This window comes from Octadecabacter ascidiaceicola, from assembly GCF_900185015.1.
Taxonomy (GTDB): Bacteria; Pseudomonadota; Alphaproteobacteria; order Rhodobacterales; family Rhodobacteraceae; genus Octadecabacter; species Octadecabacter ascidiaceicola.
In genome coordinates, this window is record NZ_FXYD01000001.1 from 66,475 (window position 1) to 91,110 (window position 24,636).

The window sequence follows — 24,636 nt, forward strand, 5'->3', positions numbered from 1 at the left end:
GCAAAAAATGACGTGCGCGGCGTCTTAGCGCAGCGCACGTCTTTCCTAAATTAGATGGCAGATATCAATGAACCCACGGTTCCCCATTTTTGTAATGGCAGCTGTGCTGGCGGCATCCATTGTCGTTGCAGAGACAAACCGTTACGCGCTGCTAGTTGACGATGTTCATTTGAAAGTTGTCCCGCGCACTGAGGACGAGCAGGCACGCATTGCATCAGTGACAGCCTTGGCGACAGATTTCAGCATGGCGCAGGCTTTCGAAGGGCGACCGGCAGGGGCGGCAACGGTTCGTGTGACACCTGATGCCAACGCATTTAGTCAACCGTCAGAGAACTTGTCGTTTGATGATGAAATGAACTTTCGTGTCGGCAACGGGTTGTTCCGAAAAATTTGGGTTTCGTCGCCTTCGTCGACGCTGGCCTCTGACGGGTTAGGTCCAATCTTCAACGCGCGATCTTGCCAGCGTTGCCACATCAAAGACGGGCGAGGGCATGCGCCAGATGGGGAAGACGACACGGCTATTTCGATGTTCCTTCGGATTTCTGTACCGGCAGAGAACGCGCCTTACGCCATAAACGGCTACCACGCCACGCAAGGCGATCCGACCTATGGTGAGCAATTGCAGGATTTTGCGCTCGCGGGTATCGCCGCCGAATACCGTTTAGAAATTTCTTACGAGGAAATCGAAATCGCCCTGTCAGGGGGGGAGGTGGCGCACTTGCGCGCGCCAACTTACGCCGCCGCCGATTTGGGCTACGGGCCATTGGCAGATGGCGCGATGCTGTCACCGCGCGTCGCGCCTCAAATGATTGGTCTTGGGTTGCTCGAAGCGATCCCTGCGGCTGATATTCTTGCACTTGCCGACCCTGATGATGATGACAATGACGGTGTGTCTGGTCGCCCAAACATCGTTTGGTCGCAGGTCCATGATCGCGCGATGTTGGGGCGTTTTGGGTTGAAAGCAGGTTCTCCAACGGTCTTGGAGCAATCGGCAGGTGCGTTTGCTGGCGACATCGGCATTTCTAACCCGTTGCATCCGAACGGCGCAGGGGAATGCACCACCACGCAGACTGATTGCATCAATGCGCCGCATGGGGATGGCGATGATCGGGTGTTTGAAGTTGATCAAGAAATCTTGGACTTGGTTACTTTTTACAGTCGCAATCTCGCGGTTCCTGCGCGGCGTGACATTGAAGACCCAAGTGTTTTGCGCGGCAAAGAGGTGTTTTTTGATATTGGCTGTGTTGCCTGTCATCAGCCATCTTTTGTGACCCATCGGCTTGAGGATCAACAGGCACAGAGTTTTCAGTTGATCTGGCCTTACACAGATATGTTGCTGCATGACATGGGCGAGGGGCTGGCGGACAATCGTCCTGAAGCGGTTGCAAATGGCCGTGAATGGCGCACACCGCCGCTTTGGGGCATTGGGTTGACCCAACAAGTGTCCGGCCACACGCAATTCCTGCATGACGGTCGCGCGCGCAATCTGTTAGAAGCAATCCTATGGCATGGTGGCGAAGGCCAAGCGGCGCGGGATCGCGTGGTTGAATTGCCAGTACAAGATCGCGCGGCGTTGCTGGAATTTTTGGAAAGCCTTTAGATGAAATTCGTGTTCGCCTTCATGCTCGCCCCAACAATGGCCTTTGCTGATCCACGCATTGATGTGGCCTTAGACACCCACATCTTGCCACGCTTTGCAGCCTTGACAGATGCGACTGCAGCGCTGGCCGCGGCTGAAAGCTGCGAAGTTGAGGAGGAGTGGAATACGGCAGCGACGGCTTGGATTGGTGTGTCGCACTTGCGGTTTGGCCCGACAGAAATTGACAATCGCGCGTTCGCTTTGGCATTTTGGCCCGACCCGCGCGGCGCGACGCCAAAATCTCTGGCGGCCCTTTTGACAGACGACGCTCCAGCAATTTCCGATGCATCCGTGGCTGGTCGCGGTCTTTATGCAATGGAATTTCTACTCTTTGACCCCGCGTTTGCGAACATCGAAGGCAGGTGCGACCTCATTGCAGATATCGCCAATGATGCCCATTTAACTGCGCTGGCGATTCAATCTGATTGGGAGGATCGCTACGACGCAGTTCTGCGCAGCACGGGTAATGAAATCTACCGCAACGACACCGAGGCTTTGCAAGAACTCTACAAAGCTTTGACGACAGGTTTAGATTTTACGTCCGACATGCGCCTTGGTCGCCCCTTGGGGACATTTGATCGGCCCCGTCCTGCGCGTGCTGAAATGAGGCGGTCCGGGCGATCACTTGATAACGTCAGGGTTTCGTTAACTAGCCTTGAAGAACTTGCCCTGATTTTAGCGGGGGAAGAACTAATGCCGGACGTTGAAGCACGTTTTGAAAAGGCCATTGATCAAGCCGGTTCGGTTGCGTCCGTCGTCGGATCAGCGGACCTTAGCATTGTTGAAAACGTTGCGGATCGCATCAAGGTCGAAGCACTTCAGCAACGCGTTGTCGAACTGCGCGCGTTTTTGAGCCAAGACCTCGGCCCAGAGTTGGGTGTTATAGAAGGTTTCAATTCGTTGGACGGTGATTGATGGCGACGAGGCGCGGATTTCTTGCGGGAATGCTGGCAAGTGGCTTTGCGCCCGTCCCGTCTTGGGCGGATGCCGGAAGTCCTGCCTTTCTTTCTGCGGCTCGGAAGCCCGATGGCGACTACATTTTGGTCGGATTGGACGCCCTAGGGGCCGAGAGATTTCGTATTCCATTACCCGCGCGAGGCCATGCCGCTACCGCACACCCGACACGTCCAGAAGCTGTCGCTTTCGCACGCAGACCCGGCACGTTTGCAATGGTTATGGATTGCCGCAACGGGGATGTTTTGAGTCGTCTTGATTGTCCTGAGGGGCGCCATTTTTACGGCCATGGAATTTTTGATGCGTCGGGCGATCTGCTATTCACAACCGAGAATGATTATGACGCAGGGCAGGGACGTATCGGATTGTGGGACGCGCGAAACGGTTACGCGCGGATCGGTGAGTTTGCGTCCCATGGTGTTGGTCCTCATGATGTGCGGCTGATGCCAGATGGCACACTTGTCGTTGCCAATGGCGGTATCGATACCCACCCCGCATCAGGGCGTGAAAAGCTGAACATCCCGACCATGCGCCCAAACTTGAGTTACATAGATATTGATGGACAATTGATCGACCATGTTGAGCCTGATGAGCTGCTGGCGAGCATCCGGCATTTGACCGTGCGACCTGACGGGTTGGTCGGGGTTGGGATGCAATGGCAAGGCGAACTTGCGGACGCCCCTTCATTGACCGCAACGCATATACGCGGCCAAGTATTGCGTGAAATAGGACGCGGTGCTGAGCTTGCAGGTTATGTTGGCAGCATAGCATTTTCTGGTGATGGGTCGCAGCTTGCTGTCACATCGCCACGGGCAGGTGTAGCGCAAGTTTTTGACTCCCAAACTGGATCAAAAATTGAACAAATCCGAAAAGAGGATGTTTGTGGAGTAGCGGCTTTGAACAGTGGAATGCTGCTTACAAGCGGTTTAGGGGATGTCTTTGATATTGGACAAACAGCGCAGCGAATTGCGGCGCATGATCTGTCATGGGACAATCACCTTGTTCAAGTTTACTAACAGCCGTGATGACGCGTTTCGTGAGCGCAGTGTGGTCCCTAAAGTGGCACTATCCTCAATGCCCTCATGATTTGTATTCAAATACAATAGGTAATGGTGATTGTTCGGGGGGCTTGCTGTCCGTCACCACTCGTTTCCTTGGAAATCGCGAAAACCGGAACCTGCTGGATTTTCTATCGCGTCTGCATTCAAAACGCGCAGGATTAGGGCTCTATTTTATCTTAAACTGCCCTGGCTTTTCACGCAAAGTGCCCGGTGTTGTTTGGTACCAGCGATAAAAGGCGCGGTAGAATGCGCCTTCGTCCGCATAGCCAACGGCCTCTGAAATTTGTGAAATTGATTGATCCGTACGCGATAAAAGCACCGTTGCGCGGTTGCGCCTTTGCTCGTCTTTCAGCAGTGTCACTGAATGGCCTTCGTCTTTTAGCATTCGGTGCAAGGTTGAGCGCGACATCCCAAGATCATCTGCGATGCCATCTGCATCTGGCCAATCCGCGGGCGCACCGCGCAGGCATTTTTCGACGATGACGTGTTTTAGGCCTTCGGTGTCGCGGTACCCGCGCAGGAATGCCTCGGGAAGGGTGCGCAAAAAGGTTTTGAGGTCTTTCTCGGACCGCGCGGCGCGACGGGATAGGTATTTCTGGTCGAATACCAATCGCGCGACGGGGGCATCAAAGACAACGGGTACGCCAAAGAAGTCGCGATAGTCGCTTTGGCCGACGGGTTCGGGGCAGGGGAATGACACTGCTTTAATGGGGATACGTTCCTTAGCAGACCAGCAATTAAACCCATGAAGAATGAGAAAGAAGGCGCGGTAGGTAAACGCGCTTTGGGATGGTGTTGCGCCGTGCAGTTCAACCACGCAGTTGCGGCCGGTTGTTCGCATCGTCCCGTAGGGTTCATCAAGCACCACGCGCAAGAACCGCAACGCCCGTTTCATTGCGATTTCAAGCGTTTGCGCGCCCCGGATCGCATGTCCCAAAAGCGTGGTGCTGCCAGGGGGCATGGGCCGTGCGCCTAATCCAAAGAACTCATCGCGCATTTGAAGGGACAGCGTCAGCCATATGCGGCCAAAATCTTCGGTGTTGAGGCGGTCGAGGCGATCTGGCGGCACGCGTGCATCATGCAACAGCCGGTCAATGTCGAGGTCCGCTTTGCGGGCGCAATCCAACGCTTCGGCCACGAAAACGGGCGCGACGGGACGGAAGGAAACATGTCTGTCATTTTGTGTCATGATTGGCGCACGATACGGCACTGGTAGCAAGGATCACAAGTGCTATGGTTGCCAAACGGATAATGCTACCGGGGGAAATCTGAGATGAAGCAAATGGGGATTGTCGTATCGGGGGCCGCTTCTGGTCTTGGGCGTGCAGTGATGGAAAACCTTGCCGCGCAGGGGTATTCAATCGCCGCATTGGACCTGAATGAAATTGCCGCTGATCAATTGCCAGAAGGTAGCAAGGGATACGCCTGTGACGTATCAAATGCGTCAGCTGTGAAGGCGACAATTGCTCAAGTCGGGCAGGATTTTGACGCCATAACAGGGCTCGTTTGTTGCGCGGGGATCGCGCCGGGTTCGAAACTGGTTGGGCGATCCGGCCCCCATGACGCGGACCTTTTCGCAAAAGTGATGGCCGTGAATGTGTTCGGAACTTTTCATCTGATGGCGGAATGCGCAGCCCTCATGCAGGGCAACGAGCCTGACGAAGACGGGCAACGCGGTGTCATTGTCACCACGGCGTCAGTTGCCGCGTTCGAAGGTCAGATTGGCCAGATCGCATATGCGGCTTCAAAGGGCGCTGTCGCGGCGATGACGCTTCCAGCGGCACGTGAACTGGCGCGCACTGGTATCCGTGCGGTGTCGATTGCGCCAGGCGTGTTTGACACGCCAATGATGCAAGGCATGCCCGAAGAGGTGCGCGCGTCCATTGCCGCAACCGTGCCATTTCCGCCAAAACTGTGTGATCCGCAGGACTTCGCGAGCCTTGTGCATCATATTATCACAAACAAAACCCTGAACGGCGAGGTCATCCGTTTGGATGGCGCGCTGCGCATGGCCCCGAAATAGGAGATTGTCATGACTGATCCGATTGTAATTTTATCAGCCAAACGCACGCCAATGGGTGGGCTTGGCGGCGAGTTAAGCGCGATGACTGCGTCCCAACTTGGGGCAGTTGCCGCGAAGGCCGCTGTCGCTGAGGCGGGTGTTTCCCCTAGCGATGTCGATGAGGTTATTTTTGGCAACGTGCTGGGCGCGGGGCAGGGGCAAGCGCCAGCGCGTCAGGTTGCTTTTGGTGCCGGCCTGTCTGAGGGCGCAGTCGCGACGACCGTGAACAAGATGTGCGGATCAGGGATGAAGGCCGCGATGTTGGCCCATGATCTACTGGCTGCGGGGTCCATTGATATGGCACTGGCAGGCGGGGCAGAAAGCATGTCCAACGCGCCATATCTGTTGCCCAAGGTGCGCGACGGGTTGCGCATGGGCCACGGCGTGGCGCAGGACCACATGTTTATCGACGGGCTTGAAGACGCCTACGAAAAAGGCACCCTTATGGGCGTCTTTGCGGAACGGTGTGCCACAGATTACCAGTTCTCGCGCGAAGCGCAGGACGCATTCGCGATTGCATCGTTAGAACGCGCTTTGGCTGCTGAGGCTAGCGGTGCGTTCGATGCAGAACTCGCCCAAACAGATGTTGTGACCCGCAGGGCGACGACCGAAATTAAAACCGATGAACAGCCCCGCAATGCGCGCCCAGATAAGATTCCACAGCTTAAGCCTGCGTTTGCCAAAGACGGCACTGTGACGGCTGCGAATGCTTCGTCGATCTCTGACGGGGCAGCGGCGTTGATCCTGACGCGGGCATCCGTTGCTAAGGCAAAAGGGTTGTCCCCAATCGCGAAAATCACGGGCCATACGAGCCACGGAGTAGCACCGGAGAAGTTCCCAATCGCGCCAATCGGAGCGGTCGAAAAACTGTTAGCGAAGACAGGCACGACACTTGATGATTATGGTCTTTTCGAAGTGAATGAAGCCTTCGCTGTTGTCGCAATGGCCGCGATGCATTCGCTTGGCATCCTGCATGACAAGGTGAACGTGAACGGTGGCGCCTGTGCGCTAGGCCACCCCATTGGTGCGTCAGGTGCGCGGATCATGGTGACCCTGTTGCACGCCATGCGCGCGCGCAACGTACAACGCGGAATGGCGGCGATTTGTATTGGTGGCGGCGAAGCCACAGCAATTGGCCTCGAACTGATGGAGCAGACATGATTTTAGATGAAACCCAATCCGCCATCCAAGACATGGCCCGCCAGTTTTCTAAGGCCGAACTTTGGCCCGGCGCAGAAGAACGCGACCGCGAGGCGCGGTTCCCGAAAGAAGAACTGTCCAAGATGGGAGAACTCGGCTTTCTTGGGATGCAAGTACCCGAAGAATACGGCGGCTTTGACGCAGATTTCGTCAGCTACGCCAGTGTGGTGGAGGAAATTGCAGCTGGCGATGGCGCGTGTTCTACAATTTTGTCGGTGCACAGCTCAGTCGGGTGCGGCCCGATCCGCGACTATGGAACAGAGGCGCAAAAGCAAAAATACCTGCCGAAACTGGCCACTGGCGAATGGATTGGCGGTTTTGCGTTGACCGAACCGCAAGCGGGGTCGGATGCATCCAACCTGCGCACGACGGCTGTGCGTGACGGGGACCACTATGTGATCAACGGTGCAAAACAGTTCATCACATCGGGCCAGAATGGCAGTATGATCATTATCTTTGCTGTGACGGATAAAGCCGCAGGTAAACGCGGGATTAGCGCCTTTATCGTGGAAACCGACACGCCGGGATATGAGGTTGTGCGGGTTGAGAAAAAACTCGGGATCAACTCGTCTGACACCTGTCAGATTGCTTTCGAAAACATGCGTATCCCCGCTGAAAACCTACTGGGTGAGGAAGGTCAGGGTTATAAGATCGCCTTGGCCAACCTTGAAAGCGGGCGCATTGGTATCGCGGCGCAGGCCGTGGGCATGGCGCGAAGTGCGTTTGAGTATGCCCGTGACTACGCCGTTGATCGGCAAGCGTTTGGAAAGCCGATTTTCGACAATCAGGGCATCTCGTTCATGCTGGCCGATATGGACACCCAGATCGAGGCCGCGCGCCAGATGGTGTATCACGCGGCCAGTCTGAAGGATGCGGGAAAACCCTGCCTGCGTGAAGCGTCGATGGCGAAGTTGTTTACATCAGAGATGGCCGAGAAAGTCTGTAGTCAGGCGATCCAGATCCTCGGCGGATACGGGTTCTTGGCGGATCATCCTGTGGAACGCATTTACCGCGACGCCCGTATTTGTCAGATCTATGAGGGCACCAGCGAAATTCAACGTCTTGTGATTGCACGTACAATTCAGGCTGAGGCGGCGGGTTAAGCGCATGAGCGAAATTGTTATCCGCAAAGAAGGGAAGGCTGGGCGTGCCACGCTGAACCGTCCCGGCGCGTTGAACGCACTGACGGCTGCAATGGCCTTGGCGCTTGAAGACGCGCTGGACCAGTGGCGCGATGATGTGGACGTGGCCGTTGTCGTGATTGATGCGGCTGGCGAGAAGGCATTTTGCGCAGGCGGGGATATCGCCGAGCTGTACGCCCACGGCACCGCTGGGGATTTCGACTTTGGCCGCGCGTTTTGGTGGCAGGAATATCGCCTGAACCTGAAGATCGCGACCTACCCCAAGCCGATCGTGGTGTTCATGCAAGGGTTTGTCATGGGCGGCGGAGTTGGTGTAGCGGGCCATGCATCCCACCGCATTGTCGGAGAAAGCACCAAGATAGCGATGCCAGAGTGCGGCATTGGTCTGATGCCGGATGTTGGCGGTACGTTCTTGCTTGGCCGCGCACCTGGTGAGGCGGGGGTATACCTCGGGCTAACGGGTGGGCGCATGGGCCCTGCAGATGCCATCACTGCGACCTTTGCGGACTACTTCGTGCCAGAGGCGGAATGGGGTGACCTGAAGACCAAGATGATCGACGATGCTGACCTATCCGCGATTGAGGTGGCAACCAAATCCGCACCAGAAGGGACACTGGTTCAGAACGCAGCGGCCATTGACGATTTGTTCGCAGGTCAGACGATTTCGGAAATCGCTGCAAATCTGGCGAACAGCGACACAGAATTTGCGGCGGCGGCAGCCAAAAAACTGTCTAAAGGCGCACCCTTGTCTTTGGCCTGCGCACTGGTCACGATCCGGCAAGCAAGGCAGGGTGATCTGAAAGCGGCCCTTCAAATGGAATATCGGTTTTCTTATCGCGCCCAAGAACAGGGTGATTTCCTAGAAGGCATTCGTGCACAGATTATCGACCGTGATTTCAAACCAAAGTGGCAGCACGCGGATTTTGACGTGCCGCCAAAAGACATAGACACAATGCTTGCGGGTCTCGGCCCGTTTGAATGGACAGAAGAGAGAGACATGCCATGAAGATTACCTTTATCGGACTTGGAAACATGGGTGGACCCATGGCGTTGAATTTGCAGGCTGTAGGTCACGAAGTTGTTGGCGTTGATCCGGTTGGTGGTCCTGATGGTATCGCGATGGCCAATTCTATTGAGGAAGGCTGCGTTGGTTCGGATATTGCCATTACGATGCTGCCCAACGGCGCCATCTTGCGCAAAGTCGCGGCAGACGTGATTGCGGCACTGCCTAAGGGGGCCGTGTTCCTTGATTGCTCAACCGTAGATGTCGACAGCGCACGTGATGTTGCCGCAGATGCAAACGCGGCTGGTTTGGGCGCGCTTGATGCACCGGTTTCCGGCGGGATCAAAGGCGCGGCTGATGGCACGCTGACCTTTATGGTTGGCGGCGACGATGGCGCGTTTGAAACGGCCAAACCGCTGTTTGATATCATGGGTCAAAAGGCTGTTCACTGCGGCGCGTCAGGCGCGGGGCAGGCTGCGAAGATTTGTAACAACATGATCCTCGGTGTCACGATGCTGGGCACCTGCGAGGCATTTGCGCTTGCGGATAAGCTCGGCTTGGATCGGCAGGCGATGTTTGATGTTGTGTCCACGTCCTCTGGCTACAGCTGGACAATGAACAACTATTGCCCAGCTCCGGGCGTTGGCCCTGTCAGCCCGGCAGACAACGATTACGCACCTGGTTTTGCAGCTGAACTGATGCTCAAGGATCTTGGGCTAAGTCAGGATGCGGCGGCGTCTTGCGACGCAGACACGCCGATGGGTGAGTTGGCGAAGGCGCTGTATGACCGTTTCGTCAATGACGAGGGCGGTATGGGGCGTGATTTCTCTGCCGTGCTGCCTTGGTTCTCTGGCCGAGGCCGCGCTGACAGCTAAGCCTAGTCTGCCTCTGAAATCAGAATGTAGCCCGCACCGTAAACTGTCTTGATGATTTTCGGCGTTTTGGGCGAGTCCTTGAGTTTGGAGCGCAGTCTAGACACCCGCACATCAATGGCGCGATCAAACGATTGCTGATCGCTACGGTCTTGCAGTTCTTCACGCAGCTTATCGCGGGTGACCAACCGGTTGGGGTTGTCCAAAAAGACCGTCAAAATGGCGACTTCACTGGCGGATAACCGTTCCTCTTTGCCGGTGCTGTCGGCCAAGGTGAAGCGGGACAGATCGACCGTCACATTGCCAACAGTGTGAATGCTTTGCCGTTTAGGGGCAGGGGTGTTTGATCGCCGTAACAAGGCTTTGATCCGCGCGACCAATTCCGGCATCTCAAAGGGCTTCGCGAGGTAGTCATCAGCACCCAATTCCAAACCCGCGATTTTGTCCGTCAGGCTGGATCGGCCTGACACCACCAAAACAGCCGTGTCCCGTTCAAGCGATATTTTGTTCAGTAAACCTAACCCGTCCTTGTCGGGCAGCCCTAGGTCAATAACGCAGACCTTGGGTTGGAATTTGTCGAAGTCCTCCTCGAAATCCCGCGCACGGCCATAGGCGCGCACGTCGTACCCGACACCCGACAAGACATCGACCAACAGCCGCTGCAACTCGATTGAATCTTCAAGCACCGAAACACGGATAGGGTCGGTCATTTTGTTATGCTTTCTAACGTTCGTTTCAACGCGTCTTGGTCAAATGGTTTGGCCAACACCATGTGTTTGCTTGCGGCTTCTTTGCGCAATGGATCGGTTTCAGGAAGCCCTGTGATGACCAACAAAGGCACGTCAGGCGGTGATGCCGCGGCTACATCAAGGCCGGTGCCCGTGCCGCCAATATCCAAATCCGTCACAATAAGACTAAGCCCGTCCACCGCCATCAGTTGCGCGGCCTCATCCGCCGAGGCAGCTTCGATGACATCATGCCCTTGCTTGCGCAAGTAGGTCCGAACTGTGCCGCGCACAGCGTCATCGTCGTCAACCAACAAAACCAGACCATTTTCATGGAGCGATGGGACAAGGTAAGGAATGCGAAACGTTACATGTGCGCCCGCCGTTGGCCTGTTGCCATAGGTCAATCGACCGCCGCTGGTTTTAGCAAAGTCATAGGCGGACGTCAGGCCCAGCCCGCGGCCAACCTTTTGCCCTTTGGTGGAAAAGAACGGGTTGATCGCGTTTTCTAGCGCATCATCCTGAAATCCGGGGCCGTCGTCCTCGACCCGCAATTCAAACTGTCCGCCTGAGGTCTTGTTAGCAAACACCGTTACAGAACCGGTTGCAGCGCATGCTTCACCAGCGTTGATCACAAGGTTCAATAGCGCGTCCTGCGCAAAGCCAGCGTCAAACACCAACGTATCATCGGGCACGTCGTTGATCAGATCAAACGCGACACTATCCGGCAATGCGGCGCGGGCGAGGGGTTCAAACATTTGAAAGAACGCCGACAATTTCACAGCCGTCTGATCAAGCGTCATTTGCGGCGAGACACTGTTCAACCGCCCAACGAGATCGGCACCCCGTTTGGCGGCGGACTTGATCGTGTCGCTGATTTCGCGCGCTTTTGGGTCCAGCGTTTCGATGCTGTCCAGCTGGGCCTGTTCCCCCATGATGATGGTTAACAGGTTGGAAAAATCGTGCGCCATTGCGCTGGTCAACTGCGTCGCCAACTCACGTCGTCTGGCATAGGTTAGGGCGTTGCGGGCGGTGACTTCTTCGGTCACGTCTGTCGACAGAATGTAGGCCCCATCTACGACGTCCGGTGCGCTAAAGTCAGGTGACATCGCAAGGCGGACATAGGTGCCAGAGTGTTCGTCGCGAAATTCGGTTACGTCTTCTTCGCCCTTCAATACCCGTTCAAGGCGGGGCGCGACATGGGCCCAAATTTGTTCACCCAGAATATGGCCCATATGTTCGCCGATAATATCAAAATCCGTGTCTGGCAAAATGCGCGGAAGTCGTCCGTTCGAGTGGGTGTAAAACCCGCCCGCGTCGACATGGGCAATGTGGGCAGGTGTCATGCGGTTGATAAGGTCAAGCCGTTCGCGGCTGGCCTGAAGGTCTTGTTTTGCAACTTCCAACGCACGCACCGTCGCCGTTAATTCGCGGTTGGTCTCGGCCAAGGTCGCTGAGCGTTCCAGCAATTCATCCGAAAGGCTTTGGGCGCGGGATCGAATGCGATCATCCTTGCGTTTAATTTCGGTGATGTCTGTATAAACAGTGATCCAGCCGCCTTCCTCAAGCGGGCTACCGTCAATCGAGATCGACGTGCCATTGGCCCGCGTGCGCTCAAAGTAGTGCGGCTTGAATTGGCGAGCGAGGGCAATTTTATCCTCAACGAAAGCATCAACATCATCCACCAGCCCGTATTCACCCTGCCTAGTGACGTATTGCAGCGTATCGTGAAAATCTGTGCCGATTTGCATCAAAGCATCGGGAATCTGGAACATCGTTTGAAAGGGTCGATTGGCATGGACCAGTTTCAGGTCTTGATCATGAATGGAAATCGCCTGTGTGATCAGGTTCAACCCTGATCGGATCATCCCGACAAGCTGTGTGTTCTGTCTGTTCATACGTTCGAGTCTATCAGTTTTTGCGGGGCGCGAAGCCATGATCCGGAGCATGGTAACAATTTGTTAGGATTCAGAAATATCAATGTAGGATTCCCACGTTAAGGTGGGCATGTGCTGCGGTGGAGGACCGCGGTTGGGAGGAACAAAATGTCGGCAGGACCGAACACGTCAGGCGTGAAAACGCTTCCGGATTTGTTGTCGCGGAATGCGAAAACTATAGGTAGTAAGACTGCCTATCGTGAAAAAGAATTTGGTATTTGGCAAACTTGGACATGGTCCGAGGCCGAAGCTGAGGTCGATAGTTTGGCGAAGGGGTTGTTGACCCTTGGTGTCGAAGTTGGCGACCTGATCGCTGTGGCAGGTCGTAACCGACCAGCGCTGTACTGGGCGATGTTGGCTGTGCAGAAGACAGGCGGAATTCCGGTGCCGCTATACCAAGACGCGGCCGCAGAAGAGATCGCTTACGCGCTTGAAAACTGTAATGCGCGTTTTGCCATTGTCGGGGATCAAGAACAGGTCGATAAGATCGCCGATGTTCGCGACCAACTCCCGAACTTAAAGCACGTGGTCTATCTAGATGGCCGAGGTCTGCGCAAATATGATCATAGCCACCTGTCGTCTTATGCAGCTGTTCAAGATGCGGGCGCAAAAGCAAACAATGACGCTGAGCTGAAAGCGCGCCAAGATGCGCAAACATACGATGCGACCTGCGTCATGCTTTATACATCTGGCACAACCAGCAAGCCCAAGGGCGTGGTGCTGTCTAACCGCAACATTATTGAGACCGCTAAGAACTCATGTGCGTTCGATGATCTGAAGGCCAACGAAGAAATTCTCGCTTATCTGCCGATGGCATGGGTGGGGGACTTCATCTTCTCAATGGGGCAGTCACTTTGGACGGGTTTCTGCGTCAACTGTCCTGAGAGCCCGGACACCATGCAGGCCGATATGCGTGAAATCGGGCCGACTTATTTCTTCGCTCCGCCACAGGTGTTTGAGCGTCAATTGACCCAAGTGATGATCCGCATGGAGGACGCCGGCAAGTTTAAGCGCCGTATGTTCCATCGTTTCATGGATGTCGCTAAGCGTGTTGGTCCAAAACTGTTGGACGGTGAACCTGTCGCCCTTATGGATCGCTTGTCCTACATGCTGGGCAACTACCTCGTGTTCGCACCGCTGAAAGACACGCTGGGCCTTGGTCGCGTGCGCGTCGGTTATACAGCGGGCGAGGCGATTGGGCCGGAGTTGTTCCAATTCTACCGCTCGCTCGGGATCAACCTGAAACAGCTTTACGGTCAGACTGAAGCAACGGTGTTTATTACACAGCAACCAAACGGCGAAGTGCGTGCGGATACGGTTGGTGTTGCATCGCCTGAGGTTGAGTTGAAGATTTCCGACTCAGGTGAGGTGTTCTACCGCTCCCCTGGTGTTTTTGTTGAATACTTCAACAACCCCGAAAGCACAGCCGATACCAAGGACGCTGAGGGTTGGGTCGCGACAGGTGACGCTGGTTTCATCGAAGAGAAATCCGGCCACTTGCGGATTATTGACCGCGTGAAAGACGTTGGGAAAATGTCCGACGGGTCGATGTTTGCGCCCAAGTACGTTGAAAACAAACTGAAATTCTACCCTGATATCCTTGAGGCGGTTGTGTTCGGGGCGGGTCGTGATCGTTGTACTGCGTTTATCAACATCGACCTTACGGCTGTTGGCAACTGGGCTGAACGTAACAACATTGCCTATTCATCCTATCAGGAATTGTCGCAGAACCAGCAGGTTCTCGATATCATTTCGCAGCATGTATCCGAAGTGAACGCCACCATCGCACAGGACGAAATGCTGTCTGGTTGTCAGGTGCATCGTTTCTTGGTGCTGCACAAAGAACTGGATGCGGACGACGGCGAAATGACCCGTACACGTAAGGTTCGCCGTGGCGTTATTGCTGAAAAGTTCGATGATCTGTTGGATGCACTGTATGGCGATATGTCTGAAATCTATACCGAAACTGAAGTGACGTATGAGGACGGTCGCAAAGGCAAGATTGCCGCGACACTGGACATTCGCGACGCTGAACTTTCCACACCCGTTGCTAAGAAGGTTGCTGCAGAATGAGCGAAGTGCAGACAGGATATGTGACCGAAGATGGACGTCAGATTGGTGACGTGATGCTGGACTTGCGCGCGATTACGCTTCGGTTTGGTGGCGTTGAGGCGATCAAGAACATCAGCTTTGACATCCGCGAAGGCGAAATTCGCGCCATCATTGGCCCGAACGGGGCAGGCAAGTCATCCATGCTGAACGTGATTTCCGGCTTTTATGTCCCTCAAGAGGGCGAAGTTTGGTTCCACGGCAAGAAACGTCCGCCAGTAAAGCCGTTTCAGGTTGCGCGCCAAGGCATCGCACGCACATTCCAGAACATTGCCTTGTTTGAAGGCATGTCCGTTTTGGACAACATCATGACGGGGCGCTTGAACTACACCAAATCTGGAATGCTGGCACAGGCGATCTGGAAGGGCAAAGCAGAGCGTGAGGAAACCGAGAACCGCGAGCGCGTTGAACGGGTTATCGACTTTCTTGAAATTCAGGCAATTCGGAAAACCCCTGTTGGGCGCTTGCCCTATGGTCTGAAGAAGCGCGTGGAACTGGCGCGTGCTTTGGCTGCTGAACCCAAGCTGCTTTTGCTCGACGAGCCTATGGCGGGCATGAACGTCGAAGAAAAAGAAGACATGTCGCGCTTCATCCTTGATGTGAACGACGAATTTGGAACGACAATCGCGCTGATCGAACACGACATGGGCGTTGTCATGGACCTGTCTGACCGCGTTGTCGTGATGGACTACGGCAAGAAGATCGGCGACGGCACACCCGATGAGGTGCGCAACAACCAAGACGTTATCGACGCCTATTTGGGGGTCGCACACGATGAATAACCAATCCAACTCGATTGCAGGGGGCACCAATGCCAGCTGATTTTTATTATGGTATCGAAGTCGTCCTGAACGGTCTGATGGCAGGCGTTATGTACGCGCTTGTGGCCTTGGGGTTTGTCTTGATCTTTAAGGCGTCCGGAATTTTCAACTTTGCCCAAGGTGTTATGGCGCTGTTCGCGGCGCTGACCCTTGTTGGTATTATGGAAGGGCAGGTGCCCTTCGCCCACCTGATCAACGCGACCTTTGGAACAGAAATCCACCACTTTGGCTGGCATGTTCCTGCTTTGCTGGCGATTTTGCTTACCGTCGGGGTGATGGTGATCTTTGCCTGGGCCGTTCAACGGTTCCTATTTCGCCATCTTGTCGGGCAAGAGCCGATCATTCTGTTCATGGCCACCATTGGTCTGGCCTATTTCCTTGAAGGTGTTGGCGATCTGATGTGGGGGTCAAACATTAAGACCCTCGCGCTTGGCCTGCCGCAAGGTGGCGCACGCTGGATCGAAGATGCAACTGCGGGTCTTGGTGGCGATGATTTCTACGGGTTCTTCATTGATAAACTCGACCTTGTGGCGACATTGGTTGCCATCGTTCTGGTCGCTGGACTGATCGCATTTAGCCAATATACCAAGCACGGTCGCGCGATGCGGGCTGTTGCGGATGACCACCAAGCCGCGTTGAGCGTGGGGATCTCCCTTAACTTCATCTGGATCCTCGTTTGGTCCCTTGCTGGGTTCGTGGCGTTGGTCGCGGGCGTCATGTGGGGCGCGAAATCCGGTGTGCAGTTTTCCCTATCGCTCATCGCGCTTAAGGCGCTGCCGGTTTTGATGCTTGGCGGATTTACATCCATCCCCGGCGCAATTGTTGGCGGGTTGATCATCGGTGTCGGTGAAAAACTGTTCGAATTCTTGGTCGGCCCAATGGTGGGCGGCGCGACTGAAAACTGGTTCGCCTACGTTCTTGCCCTGCTGTTCCTCGTGTTCCGCCCGCAAGGCCTATTCGGGGAGAAGATCATTGAACGCGTCTGACCCTATCCACGCCGTATTAACCTCAAACGGGAGCCTTTAAGATGCTGTATCGCGAAGCTGGTGATTACAAAACGTCCTACGAGGCGGACAGCCAAACGTTCCCCATTGCCTTTGACCGCTATCGGTATTGGTTCGTACTGGCCGTCGCCTTTTTGGTGCTGCCGTTTCTGGTGAACGACTACGTTGTGAACGCGTTGTTACTGCCATTCTTGATCTATTCGATTGCGGCGATCGGGCTTAACATTCTGACCGGTTACACGGGGCAGGTCAGCCTTGGTACTGGTGGTTTCATGGCCGTGGGCGCCTATGCCTGCTACAAGCTGATGACCGCGTTTCCGGATGTGAACATCCTGATCCATGTCCTGTTGGCTGGCGGCATTACGGCTATCGTCGGCACGCTGTTTGGCCTGCCAAGCTTGCGTATCAAAGGGTTCTACCTTGCGGTGGCGACACTGGCTGCGCAGTTCTTTCTGGTTTGGCTGTTTAACAAAGTGGCGTGGTTTTATAACTACTCGGCTTCGGGTCAAATCAGTGCACCAGAGCGCTTTGTGTTTGGCGTGGCGGTAACTGGGCCGAATACACCTGCCTGGGCGAGTTATTTGGTCTGTCTGGTCTTCGTCACGTTCTGCGCGTTAATCGCCCGTAACTTGACGCGTGGCGCATTGGGCCGGCAGTGGATGGCCATTCGTGATATGGATATTGCCGCTGAAATCATCGGCGTGAACCCACTTAAAGCCAAACTAACGGCCTTCGCTGTATCGTCGTTCTTTGTCGGCATCTCAGGCGCGTTGTTCTTTGCAGTCTATTTGGGGGCGGTCGAAGTCGGTGAAGCCTTCGGCATCAACAAATCGTTCCTCGTTTTGTTCATGATCATTATTGGCGGTCTGGGGTCGATCTTTGGCGCTTTTGCTGGTGCTGCATTCTTGGTGACATTGCCTGTTTTCTTGAAATTGATCGGCGTGGACCTGCTGGGATGGCCTACTGACTTGGTGGCACATCTACAGCTCGTGGTCGTGGGCCTGTTGATCATGTTCTTTCTGGTGAAAGAACCACACGGCCTTGCACAGCTTTGGCGGGTGGCTAAGGAAAAGCTACGGCTTTGGCCTTTCCCGCACTGATACTTACGACCCCAGTCGTGACTGGGTAACCAAATCCGTCGGAAACCATGGGAGGATAAACCGATGAAAATGAAGACCTTAACAACTCTGGCTTTGACCAGTGCGCTCGTCGCGGGTTCGGCAGCAGCTGATCTTGTGATCCCGGATCTGAGCTACCGGACTGGACCATATGCTGCGGGCGGCACGCCGTTCTCGGATGGGTATCAGGATTACTTCAATCTTTTGAACGCACGTGACGGCGGCATCGGTGGGGAGACCGTACGCGTCGTTGAGTGCGAAACAGGATACAACACCGAGCGAGGCGTTGAATGCTACGAGTCCACCAAGGGCGAAGGCGCATTGATCTATCAACCGCTGTCCACAGGTATCACATATCAGCTGATCCCAAAAACGACGGCTGACGAAATCCCGCTTCACACAATGGGCTACGGACGTACGTCCGCGGCGGCTGGCGAAGTGTTCCCTTGGGTCTTCAACTACCCTGCGAACTACTGGGACGCCGCATCTGTGATGGTGAACTATTTGTTGGAACAAAACGATGGCTCGCTGGAAGGCAAGAACATCGCGTTGCTGTTCCACAATTCCGCCTACGGCAAGGAGCCGATCCGCACGCTTGAGGAATTGGCTGAAGAGCACGGGTTTACCTTTACACAGATTGCTGTTGACCACCCTGGTCAGGAACAGAAGTCCCAGTGGCTGCAAATCCGTCGTGAACGTCCTGACTACGTTCTGATGTGGGGCTGGGGCGTGATGAACCAGGTTGCCATTCAAGAAGCCGCAAACGTGGGCTTCCCAATGGAAAACTTCATCGGCAACTGGTGGGCTGGTGCTGAGCACGATGTCACTCCGGCTGGTGCTGCATCAGACGGTTACCTGTCTCTCAACATGAACCGGATCGATACCAGCCTTCCTGTCTTCGGCCAAATCGATAGCATGGTCCACGAGGCTGGCAACGCTGCCGGTGATGGTTCCAACATTGGTTCTGTTCTTTACACACGCGGCATGTACGCTGCGATGTTGGCAGCAGAAGCGATTGCCAAGGCGCAAGAAATCCACGGCGTTGCTGACGTAACACCAGCGATGGTGCGTGACGGTATGGAAGCATTGGAAATCACCAACGCCCGCATGGAAGAGCTCGGCATGGCCCAAATCGGACCTGAGTTCTCTGTGTCTTGTGAAAACCACGGTGGTTCCGGTCTTGGCATTGTTCAGCAGTGGAACGCGGCTGATGCCGAGTGGGTTGCCCTGACCGACTACATCTCGCCACAGGACGCGCTGATCGACGGACTTATTGCCGAAGATTCCACAGCGTTTGCTGCTGAAAACAACATCACACCAGGCTGCCTCTAAGCCTGAACGTTGCGGGCGGCCCTAGCGCCGCCCGCCACACGCAACCAAAATTGGAAGATCGCCATGCTGGACACCTCTGAACCCAAAGCCGAAACACTACTCGAGGTGAACAACATCGAGGTGATCTACAATCACGTCATCCTTGTTTTGAAGGGCGTCAGCCTGACCGTTCAAAAGGGCGGGATTACGGCCTTGTTGGGCGGTAATGGCGCAGGAAAGACCACCACGCTTAAAGCCGTGTCGAACCTGCTGCATTCTGAGCGCGGCGAAGTCACCAAAGGCAGCGTTGAATACCGCGGCGAACCTGTTCAAGACATGAGCCCCGAAGCGCTCGTGAAAAAGGGTGTTGTTCAGGTGATGGAAGGCCGTCACTGTTTTGAACACCTCACCGTTGAGGAAAACCTGCTGACTGGTGCCTATACCCGAAACGACGGTGCAGGGGCGATCAGCGCGGACCTCGAAAAAGTTTACCATTATTTCCCGCGTCTGAAAGAACGCCGTACAAGTCAGGCGGGCTACACATCTGGTGGTGAACAGCAAATGTGCGCGATTGGGCGAGCGTTGATGTCAAACCCCGAAACTATTTTGCTGGATGAGCCGTCCATGGGACTGGCCCCGCAATTGGTCGAACAAATTTTCCAGATCGTGAAATCGGTGAACGAACATGAAGGCGTGTCCTTCCTGTTGGCCGAGCAAAACACAAACGTCGCGCTGCGCTTTGCGCACACTGGGTTCATCTTGGAATCTGGGCGCGTCGTTATGGAAGGTACCGCGAAAGAGCTTCGCGAGAACCCTGATGTGCGCGAATTTTATCTTGGCCTGTCCGATGAGGGGCGCAAGTCATACCGTGATGTTCGCTCCTACCGCCGCCGCAAGAGGTGGTTGTCGTAATGGGTAGGTCTAAGATGTCAAAGTTAGACCGCCTGAATGCCGTGTTAGGGGCGGACCAGCAGTTGGACAGCCTAGAGGGGTTGGCTAATCTGCCAGTGACCCGCAAAGACGAACTGCTGGAAGCCCAACGGGACAATCCGCCATTCGGTGGGCATCGACCGAACCGTTTAAGCCATATTTTCCAGTCACCGGGTCCAATCTACGAACCGGGGCTTGCGACCGAAGATTTCTGGCGGTTTGGACGCTTTGCTAAAGAAGTCGGCCTGTCGGAAACCGATGTGGTTCTGAACACCTTCGCCTATCACTTCACGCCCGCTGGCGCGATGTTTGAGGCCGCCGCGCGCGCCAACGGCGCTGTGGTTGTGCCGACAGGCCCCGGTAGTTCCCGCCAACAGGTTGAAGTAGCCGCCGCGACCGGCGTGACAGCCTATGTCGGCACGCCAGATTTCTTACAGATAATTCTGGACCGCGCTGCTGAATCGAACACGCCGTTGCCATTGATTAAGTTCGCTTTTGTCAGTGCTGGGCCTTTGTTCCCTGCAATGCGCCAAGCATATGAAGATCGCGGTATCCTTTGTCGTCAATGCTATGGCACCGCCGATGTCGGGTTGATTGCCTATGAAACCGCGGCCTGCACCAACGGCATGGTGATTGATGAAGACGTAATTGTCGAAATCGTTTCTCCGGGGACGGGCACGCCTGTGCCACATGGTGAAATCGGCGAAGTCGTCGTGACGGTCCTGAACCCTGATCACCCGATGATCCGGTTCTCGGTCGGGGATCTGAGCGCCTTTGCCACGGACGAAGATCCGTCAGGCGAAACACGTGCCCGTATTGTTGGCTGGCGTGGCCGTGCGGATCAGGCGACTAAGGTTAAGGGCATGTTTATCCGCCCCGAACAGGTGTCGAAACTTGTGGCCGATTGTGCTGACGTTTCCCGCGCGCGCGTTGAAGTGACTGGCAGCGGCATGTCTGAACAGATCGAAGTGATGCTTGAATGCAGCGGCGAGGGGTCTCAGGACTACTCCGCCATCGTGCAAGATATCCTTAAACTGCGCAGCAAGATCACGACTGTCGAAGTCGGGAGTCTTCCACGCGACGGCATTTTGGTCTCCGATCTGCGCGAAGTTCCTTAGGTCGATTTAGGCTTCGCCCAACGTGGCGCTGACTTGGTTAAAAACGCATCCAATCCGTGGGCGGCTTCTTCGCCTTCCCAAGTGTTGGCGAGCTGTTCAATCGAATAGTCAATCGCCGCTTGGTCAATCACAGGGCCAAGGCCACGTGCGAGCCGTTTCGCTGCGCCCACAGCAGCAGGGGCGACGTTCAGATAGGGTTCAACTTCAGCAGCGATTGCCGCGTCTATATCTGCAGCATCCACATGTTTTGCAATGATCCCAAGCGTTTGCGCTTCCTCAGCGCCGAAAATTCGTGCTGACATAAATACGCGGCGGGCAAAGCCTTCGCCCATGCGGGCAATCACATAGGGGCCAATCGTTGCGGGGATCAGGCCAAGGCGTGTTTCCGTCAGCCCGAATTTCGTACCTGTTTGGGCAATCGCAACATCGCAGACACAGGCCATACCGATGCCGCCGCCAAGGGCGGCACCATGAATGCGCCCAATCAGTGGTTTTGGCATCGTGTTCAACGCACCTAACATCGCCGCAAGCCTGCCAGCCTCAGCCATGCGTGTCTCGCGATCTGCTGCGATCTGTTCTTTCATCCAATCAAGATCACCACCGGCGCAAAAGATGTCGCCGTTGCCTGATAAAACGATCGCACGGATGTTCAGATCGGTCCCAAGGGTCGCGGCCACGTCCGTAAGATCATCCATCATCTGTGACGATAGGGCGTTGCGCTTTTCAGGGCGGTTCATCTCGACAAAGGCGACGCCTTGGTCGTCAATCTTCACGTTAAGTGTTTGATATTCGGTCATGATGCCGTCCTGAGTGTTGCCGCAAAGCGCGCCGCTTCGCCGAGTTTGGTTAGGTCTAGGCCCGTCTCAAAACCTTGCCCCATTAGATAGGTTGCGACGGTTTCTGTTGCGACGTTTCCGGCCGCACCTGGGGCATAAGGGCAGCCGCCCAAACCGGCGACAGAGCTGTCAAAGCAACGCAATCCGCGTGCGAGGCTGGCGCTGATGTTTGCGATCGCTTTACCACTCGTGTCGTGGAAGTGACCCGCGAGCTTGTCCGCAGGAACCTCCTCCAACACCGCATCGAGCATGGCATCGACTTGCTCCGGCGTTGCTCGTCCAATCGTGTCGCCAAGGCTAATCTGATAGCACCCCGCGTCCGCCAAAGCCTTGGTTACATAGGCAACGCTTTCTGGTGGCGTGGCCCCGTCATAAGGGCATTCCACGACGCAGGACACATAGCCCCGCACGGGAACGCCTGCAGCTTTGGCTGCAGCGACAACTGGCGCGAAACGCTCAAGGCTTTCCGCGATGGAGCAATTGATATTGTGCTGTGAAAATCCCTCAGAGGCCGAGGCAAAAATCGCCACTTCATCGGCATCAGCCTCGAGAGCGCCCTCTAACCCTTTGAGGTTTGGCGTGAGCACCGCGTACGTCACACCGTCGCGTCGGGTGATCCCCGCCATCACCTGCGCCGCATCCGCCATTTGCGGCACCCATTTGGGGCTGACGAAACTGGTGACTTCTATTTTGGAGAACCCTGAATCGGACAACATGTCGACCAAGGCGATCTTGTCGGCCGTGCTGATTTGCGTTTTCTCGTTCTGTAACCCGTCACGAGGGCCAACTTCGAAAATTTTAACGTTATCAGTCATCTTCGGGCTCCAGTTGAAGTAGAAGTACCCCGTCGCTGACCTGTTCACCTGCTGTCACCAAAACTTCTGCAACAACCCCGTCACGCTGCGCGGACAGGCGGTGTTCCATTTTCATGGCTTCCAAGATCATCAGGTCTTGCCCGGCAGTCAAAGTATCTCCCTTCGCGACGAGAACCTGCGCGACCAGTCCAGGCATGGGCGCCATTACGAAGTCTCCGCCGCCTGCTTGGACATCATCTTGGGCAAGTGGATCACTGATTTTGAACGTATCACATTGGCCGTTCGCAAAGACGCTGACGCTGTTCTGCGTGACTACAGTTTGGGCGTTTTGTTGGTAGCCATCTGTGGTCACACGCCAGCCGTCCGGCGTTGGGGCGATGGACAGCGACAACCCGTTCACGGTGTAGTTTCCATCGCTATGCACAGACACGCGGACCGTTTGATCATGATCAGCGACGCCCAAGGCAACGATATGTTCAGCCGTCCCCCATAAGCGCATTCCCTGATACGCATCCCATGGGTCGGCGCTGCGGTTTGGCAGCAAACCGCCCGCAGCAATCGCCCCAAGTGTAACCGCCAATTCAGACGGCCCATCCTGACGGATCAAGCTATCAAGATCGCGCGCGATCAGGTCAGTATCCACACGGCCCGCTGCAAAGTCTTCGTTACGTGCCAGTGCCGCCAAGAATTCAATGTTGGTGACACAGCCCGCAATTTGGCTCGCTTCTAGCGCCGCCTCAAGGAGCCCACGCGCCGCTTCACGGGTTTGCGCGTGAACGATGACTTTGGCGATCATCGGGTCATACCACGGGCTGATTTCATCGCCCCCTGATACACCGCTATCAATACGCACGTCGCCAAGCGCAAATTCGGAACCGGTCGGGAATTTCAACTGGTGCAACGTTCCCGTGGCAGGCAGGAACCCTTGGTTGGCGTCTTCGGCGTAAACCCGTGCTTCCATGGACCAACCATTGAGCACAAGATCATCTTGCGTGAAGGGCAGGGGCTGACCTGCGGCGACGTTCAATTGCAGCTCCACGAAATCCAAACCGGTGATGGCTTCTGACACGGGGTGTTCAACTTGCAGGCGGGTGTTCATTTCCATGAACCAAAACCCGTCCGTGCGCAGAGGGCCGGACCCATCGACGATAAATTCTACGGTACCCGCATTGAAATACCCGACGGCCTTAGCCGCTTCAACGGCAGCTTTACCCATCGCCGCGCGAACGGCATCAGTCATGTCAGGGGCGGGGGCTTCTTCGATCACCTTTTGATGGCGTCGTTGCAGGGAACAATCGCGTTCAAACAGATGCACGACGTCGCCTTGGGTATCGCCAAACACCTGAACCTCGATGTGGCGCGGGCGGGTGATGTATTTCTCAATCAGGCAAACCGGATCGCCAAAGCTCGCAAGGCCTTCTCGCTGTGCAGCGGCAAGCATCTCAGGGAAGTCGGCAGGTTTTTCGACCAGCCGCATACCTTTGCCGCCGCCACCGGCGCGGGCTTTGATCAGCACCGGATAGCCGATCTTTTCAGCTTCAGCGGCAAGCATGTAAGGGTCTTGATCCGCGCCGTGGTAACCTGGAACGACAGGCACGCCAGCCTCAACCATCAACGCTTTGGCGGCGTCTTTTAGGCCCATCGCGCGGATAGAGTCGGCCGAGGGGCCGATGAACGTCAGGCCAGTTTTTGCGACGGCCTCAACAAACTCGGGGTTTTCTGACAGGAACCCATAACCGGGATGGATCGCATCCGCGCCAATGGCCGTTGCTGCGGCGATAATTCGATCCGCTTGCAGATAGCTTTGGGCAACATCGGCTGGGCCAATGCGCACGGCTTCGTCTGCCATCGCGACGTGTTTGGCGTTTGCATCAGCATCGGAATAAACGGCGACGGTTTTCACACCAAGGCGCTTTGCCGTGGCCATAACGCGACATGCAATTTCGCCGCGGTTGGCGATCAGGATTTTCTGAAACATG

At 55.5% G+C, this 24,636-nt stretch carries 21 protein-coding genes; 15 read left to right on the top strand and 6 right to left on the bottom strand.

Annotated elements, in window-relative coordinates:
- Positions 1 to 67 precede the first annotated feature (67 nt).
- Genes OCA8868_RS00385 through OCA8868_RS00395 form a run of 3 tightly spaced genes read left to right on the top strand, consistent with a single transcriptional unit; the run spans position 68 to position 3,609 of the window.
- Positions 68 to 1,600: a di-heme oxidoreductase family protein gene (locus OCA8868_RS00385; protein ID WP_093994588.1), complete on the top strand. Its 1,533-nt coding sequence runs from the start codon at positions 68 to 70 to the stop codon at positions 1,598 to 1,600.
- On the top strand, positions 1,601 to 2,554 hold the full coding sequence (locus OCA8868_RS00390) for an imelysin family protein (protein ID WP_093994589.1): 954 nt from the start codon (positions 1,601 to 1,603) through the stop codon (positions 2,552 to 2,554). It begins immediately after the preceding gene.
- Entirely contained in the window at positions 2,554 to 3,609 is a 1,056-nt protein-coding gene (locus tag OCA8868_RS00395) for a DUF1513 domain-containing protein (RefSeq protein ID WP_093994590.1), read from the top strand. The genes OCA8868_RS00390 and OCA8868_RS00395 overlap by 1 nt, the downstream gene beginning before the upstream one ends.
- A 211-nt stretch (positions 3,610 to 3,820) precedes the next feature.
- On the opposite strand, the gene OCA8868_RS00400 is transcribed toward OCA8868_RS00395, so the two are convergent.
- Positions 3,821 to 4,843 (bottom strand): AraC family transcriptional regulator, encoded by a 1,023-nt coding sequence (locus OCA8868_RS00400; protein ID WP_093994591.1) that lies wholly within the window; start codon positions 4,841 to 4,843, stop codon positions 3,821 to 3,823.
- Between the two features lie 84 nt (positions 4,844 to 4,927).
- Here OCA8868_RS00400 and OCA8868_RS00405 point away from each other — a divergent pair, with 84 nt between their 5' ends.
- The 5 genes from OCA8868_RS00405 to mmsB are packed head-to-tail and all read left to right on the top strand — an operon-like array spanning position 4,928 to position 9,936.
- Positions 4,928 to 5,677, top strand: a complete 750-nt coding sequence (locus OCA8868_RS00405; RefSeq protein ID WP_093994592.1) for an SDR family NAD(P)-dependent oxidoreductase — start codon at positions 4,928 to 4,930, stop codon at positions 5,675 to 5,677.
- A gap of 9 nt (positions 5,678 to 5,686) precedes the next feature.
- Positions 5,687 to 6,877: an acetyl-CoA C-acyltransferase gene (locus OCA8868_RS00410; RefSeq protein WP_093994593.1), complete on the top strand. Its 1,191-nt coding sequence runs from the start codon at positions 5,687 to 5,689 to the stop codon at positions 6,875 to 6,877.
- A complete protein-coding gene (locus OCA8868_RS00415) occupies positions 6,874 to 8,019 on the top strand; it encodes an acyl-CoA dehydrogenase family protein (RefSeq protein ID WP_093994594.1) in 1,146 nt (381 codons plus the stop codon). The genes OCA8868_RS00410 and OCA8868_RS00415 overlap by 4 nt, the downstream gene beginning before the upstream one ends.
- 4 nt (positions 8,020 to 8,023) lie before the next feature.
- The gene (locus tag OCA8868_RS00420; RefSeq protein ID WP_093994595.1) at positions 8,024 to 9,064 is read left to right on the top strand and encodes an enoyl-CoA hydratase/isomerase family protein; all 1,041 of its coding nucleotides are present in this window, start codon (positions 8,024 to 8,026) and stop codon (positions 9,062 to 9,064) included.
- On the top strand, positions 9,061 to 9,936 hold the full coding sequence (gene mmsB / locus OCA8868_RS00425; RefSeq protein WP_093994596.1) for a 3-hydroxyisobutyrate dehydrogenase: 876 nt from the start codon (positions 9,061 to 9,063) through the stop codon (positions 9,934 to 9,936). The genes OCA8868_RS00420 and mmsB overlap by 4 nt, the downstream gene beginning before the upstream one ends.
- Before the next feature lie 2 nt (positions 9,937 to 9,938).
- Here the strand turns inward: mmsB and OCA8868_RS00430 are convergent, their stop codons facing one another.
- Positions 9,939 to 10,643: a response regulator transcription factor gene (locus OCA8868_RS00430; RefSeq protein ID WP_093994597.1), complete on the bottom strand. Its 705-nt coding sequence runs from the start codon at positions 10,641 to 10,643 to the stop codon at positions 9,939 to 9,941.
- Complete coding sequence (locus tag OCA8868_RS00435) at positions 10,640 to 12,556, bottom strand: hybrid sensor histidine kinase/response regulator (RefSeq protein ID WP_179214738.1); 1,917 nt, start codon at positions 12,554 to 12,556, stop codon at positions 10,640 to 10,642. Before OCA8868_RS00435 ends, OCA8868_RS00430 begins: the two co-directional genes overlap by 4 nt.
- 147 nt (positions 12,557 to 12,703) lie before the next feature.
- On the opposite strand from OCA8868_RS00435, the gene OCA8868_RS00440 reads away from it, so the two are divergent.
- The 7 genes from OCA8868_RS00440 (at position 12,704) to OCA8868_RS00470 (ending at position 21,006) form a co-directional block, all read left to right on the top strand.
- Entirely contained in the window at positions 12,704 to 14,668 is a 1,965-nt protein-coding gene (locus OCA8868_RS00440; RefSeq protein WP_093994599.1) for an AMP-binding protein, read from the top strand.
- Positions 14,665 to 15,486, top strand: coding sequence for an ABC transporter ATP-binding protein (locus tag OCA8868_RS00445; RefSeq protein ID WP_093994600.1), 822 nt, complete (start codon positions 14,665 to 14,667; stop codon positions 15,484 to 15,486). The genes OCA8868_RS00440 and OCA8868_RS00445 overlap by 4 nt, the downstream gene beginning before the upstream one ends.
- A 29-nt stretch (positions 15,487 to 15,515) precedes the next feature.
- The gene (locus tag OCA8868_RS00450) at positions 15,516 to 16,511 is read left to right on the top strand and encodes a branched-chain amino acid ABC transporter permease (RefSeq protein WP_093994601.1); all 996 of its coding nucleotides are present in this window, start codon (positions 15,516 to 15,518) and stop codon (positions 16,509 to 16,511) included.
- A gap of 41 nt (positions 16,512 to 16,552) precedes the next feature.
- The gene (locus OCA8868_RS00455) at positions 16,553 to 17,629 is read left to right on the top strand and encodes a branched-chain amino acid ABC transporter permease (protein ID WP_093994602.1); all 1,077 of its coding nucleotides are present in this window, start codon (positions 16,553 to 16,555) and stop codon (positions 17,627 to 17,629) included.
- Positions 17,630 to 17,692: 63 nt separating this feature from the next.
- The gene (locus tag OCA8868_RS00460; protein WP_093994603.1) at positions 17,693 to 18,979 is read left to right on the top strand and encodes an ABC transporter substrate-binding protein; all 1,287 of its coding nucleotides are present in this window, start codon (positions 17,693 to 17,695) and stop codon (positions 18,977 to 18,979) included.
- Between the two features lie 63 nt (positions 18,980 to 19,042).
- Entirely contained in the window at positions 19,043 to 19,870 is an 828-nt protein-coding gene (locus OCA8868_RS00465; RefSeq protein ID WP_093994604.1) for an ABC transporter ATP-binding protein, read from the top strand.
- 14 nt (positions 19,871 to 19,884) lie between these two features.
- Positions 19,885 to 21,006: a phenylacetate--CoA ligase family protein gene (locus OCA8868_RS00470; protein ID WP_179214739.1), complete on the top strand. Its 1,122-nt coding sequence runs from the start codon at positions 19,885 to 19,887 to the stop codon at positions 21,004 to 21,006.
- Here OCA8868_RS00470 and OCA8868_RS00475 read toward each other — a convergent pair.
- From OCA8868_RS00475 to OCA8868_RS00485, 3 genes are read right to left on the bottom strand one after another with little or no spacing between them, the layout of a single operon-like run.
- Positions 21,003 to 21,803 (bottom strand): crotonase/enoyl-CoA hydratase family protein, encoded by an 801-nt coding sequence (locus tag OCA8868_RS00475; protein WP_093994606.1) that lies wholly within the window; start codon positions 21,801 to 21,803, stop codon positions 21,003 to 21,005. The genes OCA8868_RS00470 and OCA8868_RS00475 overlap by 4 nt on opposite strands.
- Positions 21,800 to 22,657 (bottom strand): hydroxymethylglutaryl-CoA lyase, encoded by an 858-nt coding sequence (locus tag OCA8868_RS00480; protein ID WP_093994607.1) that lies wholly within the window; start codon positions 22,655 to 22,657, stop codon positions 21,800 to 21,802. The genes OCA8868_RS00475 and OCA8868_RS00480 overlap by 4 nt, the downstream gene beginning before the upstream one ends.
- On the bottom strand, positions 22,650 to 24,635 hold the full coding sequence (locus OCA8868_RS00485) for an acetyl/propionyl/methylcrotonyl-CoA carboxylase subunit alpha (RefSeq protein WP_093995452.1): 1,986 nt from the start codon (positions 24,633 to 24,635) through the stop codon (positions 22,650 to 22,652). The genes OCA8868_RS00480 and OCA8868_RS00485 overlap by 8 nt, the downstream gene beginning before the upstream one ends.
- Between the last annotated feature and the right edge of the window lies 1 nt (position 24,636).

Coding starts and splice junctions, on each gene's coding strand:
- OCA8868_RS00385 (WP_093994588.1), top strand. CDS start 68: ATGAACCCACGGTTCCCCATTTTTGTAATGGCAGCTGTGCTGGCGGCA.
- OCA8868_RS00390 (WP_093994589.1), top strand. CDS start 1,601: ATGAAATTCGTGTTCGCCTTCATGCTCGCCCCAACAATGGCCTTTGCT.
- OCA8868_RS00395 (WP_093994590.1), top strand. CDS start 2,554: ATGGCGACGAGGCGCGGATTTCTTGCGGGAATGCTGGCAAGTGGCTTT.
- OCA8868_RS00400 (WP_093994591.1), bottom strand. CDS start 4,843: ATGACACAAAATGACAGACATGTTTCCTTCCGTCCCGTCGCGCCCGTT.
- OCA8868_RS00405 (WP_093994592.1), top strand. CDS start 4,928: ATGAAGCAAATGGGGATTGTCGTATCGGGGGCCGCTTCTGGTCTTGGG.
- OCA8868_RS00410 (WP_093994593.1), top strand. CDS start 5,687: ATGACTGATCCGATTGTAATTTTATCAGCCAAACGCACGCCAATGGGT.
- OCA8868_RS00415 (WP_093994594.1), top strand. CDS start 6,874: ATGATTTTAGATGAAACCCAATCCGCCATCCAAGACATGGCCCGCCAG.
- OCA8868_RS00420 (WP_093994595.1), top strand. CDS start 8,024: ATGAGCGAAATTGTTATCCGCAAAGAAGGGAAGGCTGGGCGTGCCACG.
- mmsB (WP_093994596.1), top strand. CDS start 9,061: ATGAAGATTACCTTTATCGGACTTGGAAACATGGGTGGACCCATGGCG.
- OCA8868_RS00430 (WP_093994597.1), bottom strand. CDS start 10,643: ATGACCGACCCTATCCGTGTTTCGGTGCTTGAAGATTCAATCGAGTTG.
- OCA8868_RS00435 (WP_179214738.1), bottom strand. CDS start 12,556: ATGAACAGACAGAACACACAGCTTGTCGGGATGATCCGATCAGGGTTG.
- OCA8868_RS00440 (WP_093994599.1), top strand. CDS start 12,704: ATGTCGGCAGGACCGAACACGTCAGGCGTGAAAACGCTTCCGGATTTG.
- OCA8868_RS00445 (WP_093994600.1), top strand. CDS start 14,665: ATGAGCGAAGTGCAGACAGGATATGTGACCGAAGATGGACGTCAGATT.
- OCA8868_RS00450 (WP_093994601.1), top strand. CDS start 15,516: ATGCCAGCTGATTTTTATTATGGTATCGAAGTCGTCCTGAACGGTCTG.
- OCA8868_RS00455 (WP_093994602.1), top strand. CDS start 16,553: ATGCTGTATCGCGAAGCTGGTGATTACAAAACGTCCTACGAGGCGGAC.
- OCA8868_RS00460 (WP_093994603.1), top strand. CDS start 17,693: ATGAAAATGAAGACCTTAACAACTCTGGCTTTGACCAGTGCGCTCGTC.
- OCA8868_RS00465 (WP_093994604.1), top strand. CDS start 19,043: ATGCTGGACACCTCTGAACCCAAAGCCGAAACACTACTCGAGGTGAAC.
- OCA8868_RS00470 (WP_179214739.1), top strand. CDS start 19,885: ATGTCAAAGTTAGACCGCCTGAATGCCGTGTTAGGGGCGGACCAGCAG.
- OCA8868_RS00475 (WP_093994606.1), bottom strand. CDS start 21,803: ATGACCGAATATCAAACACTTAACGTGAAGATTGACGACCAAGGCGTC.
- OCA8868_RS00480 (WP_093994607.1), bottom strand. CDS start 22,657: ATGACTGATAACGTTAAAATTTTCGAAGTTGGCCCTCGTGACGGGTTA.
- OCA8868_RS00485 (WP_093995452.1), bottom strand. CDS start 24,635: ATGTTTCAGAAAATCCTGATCGCCAACCGCGGCGAAATTGCATGTCGC.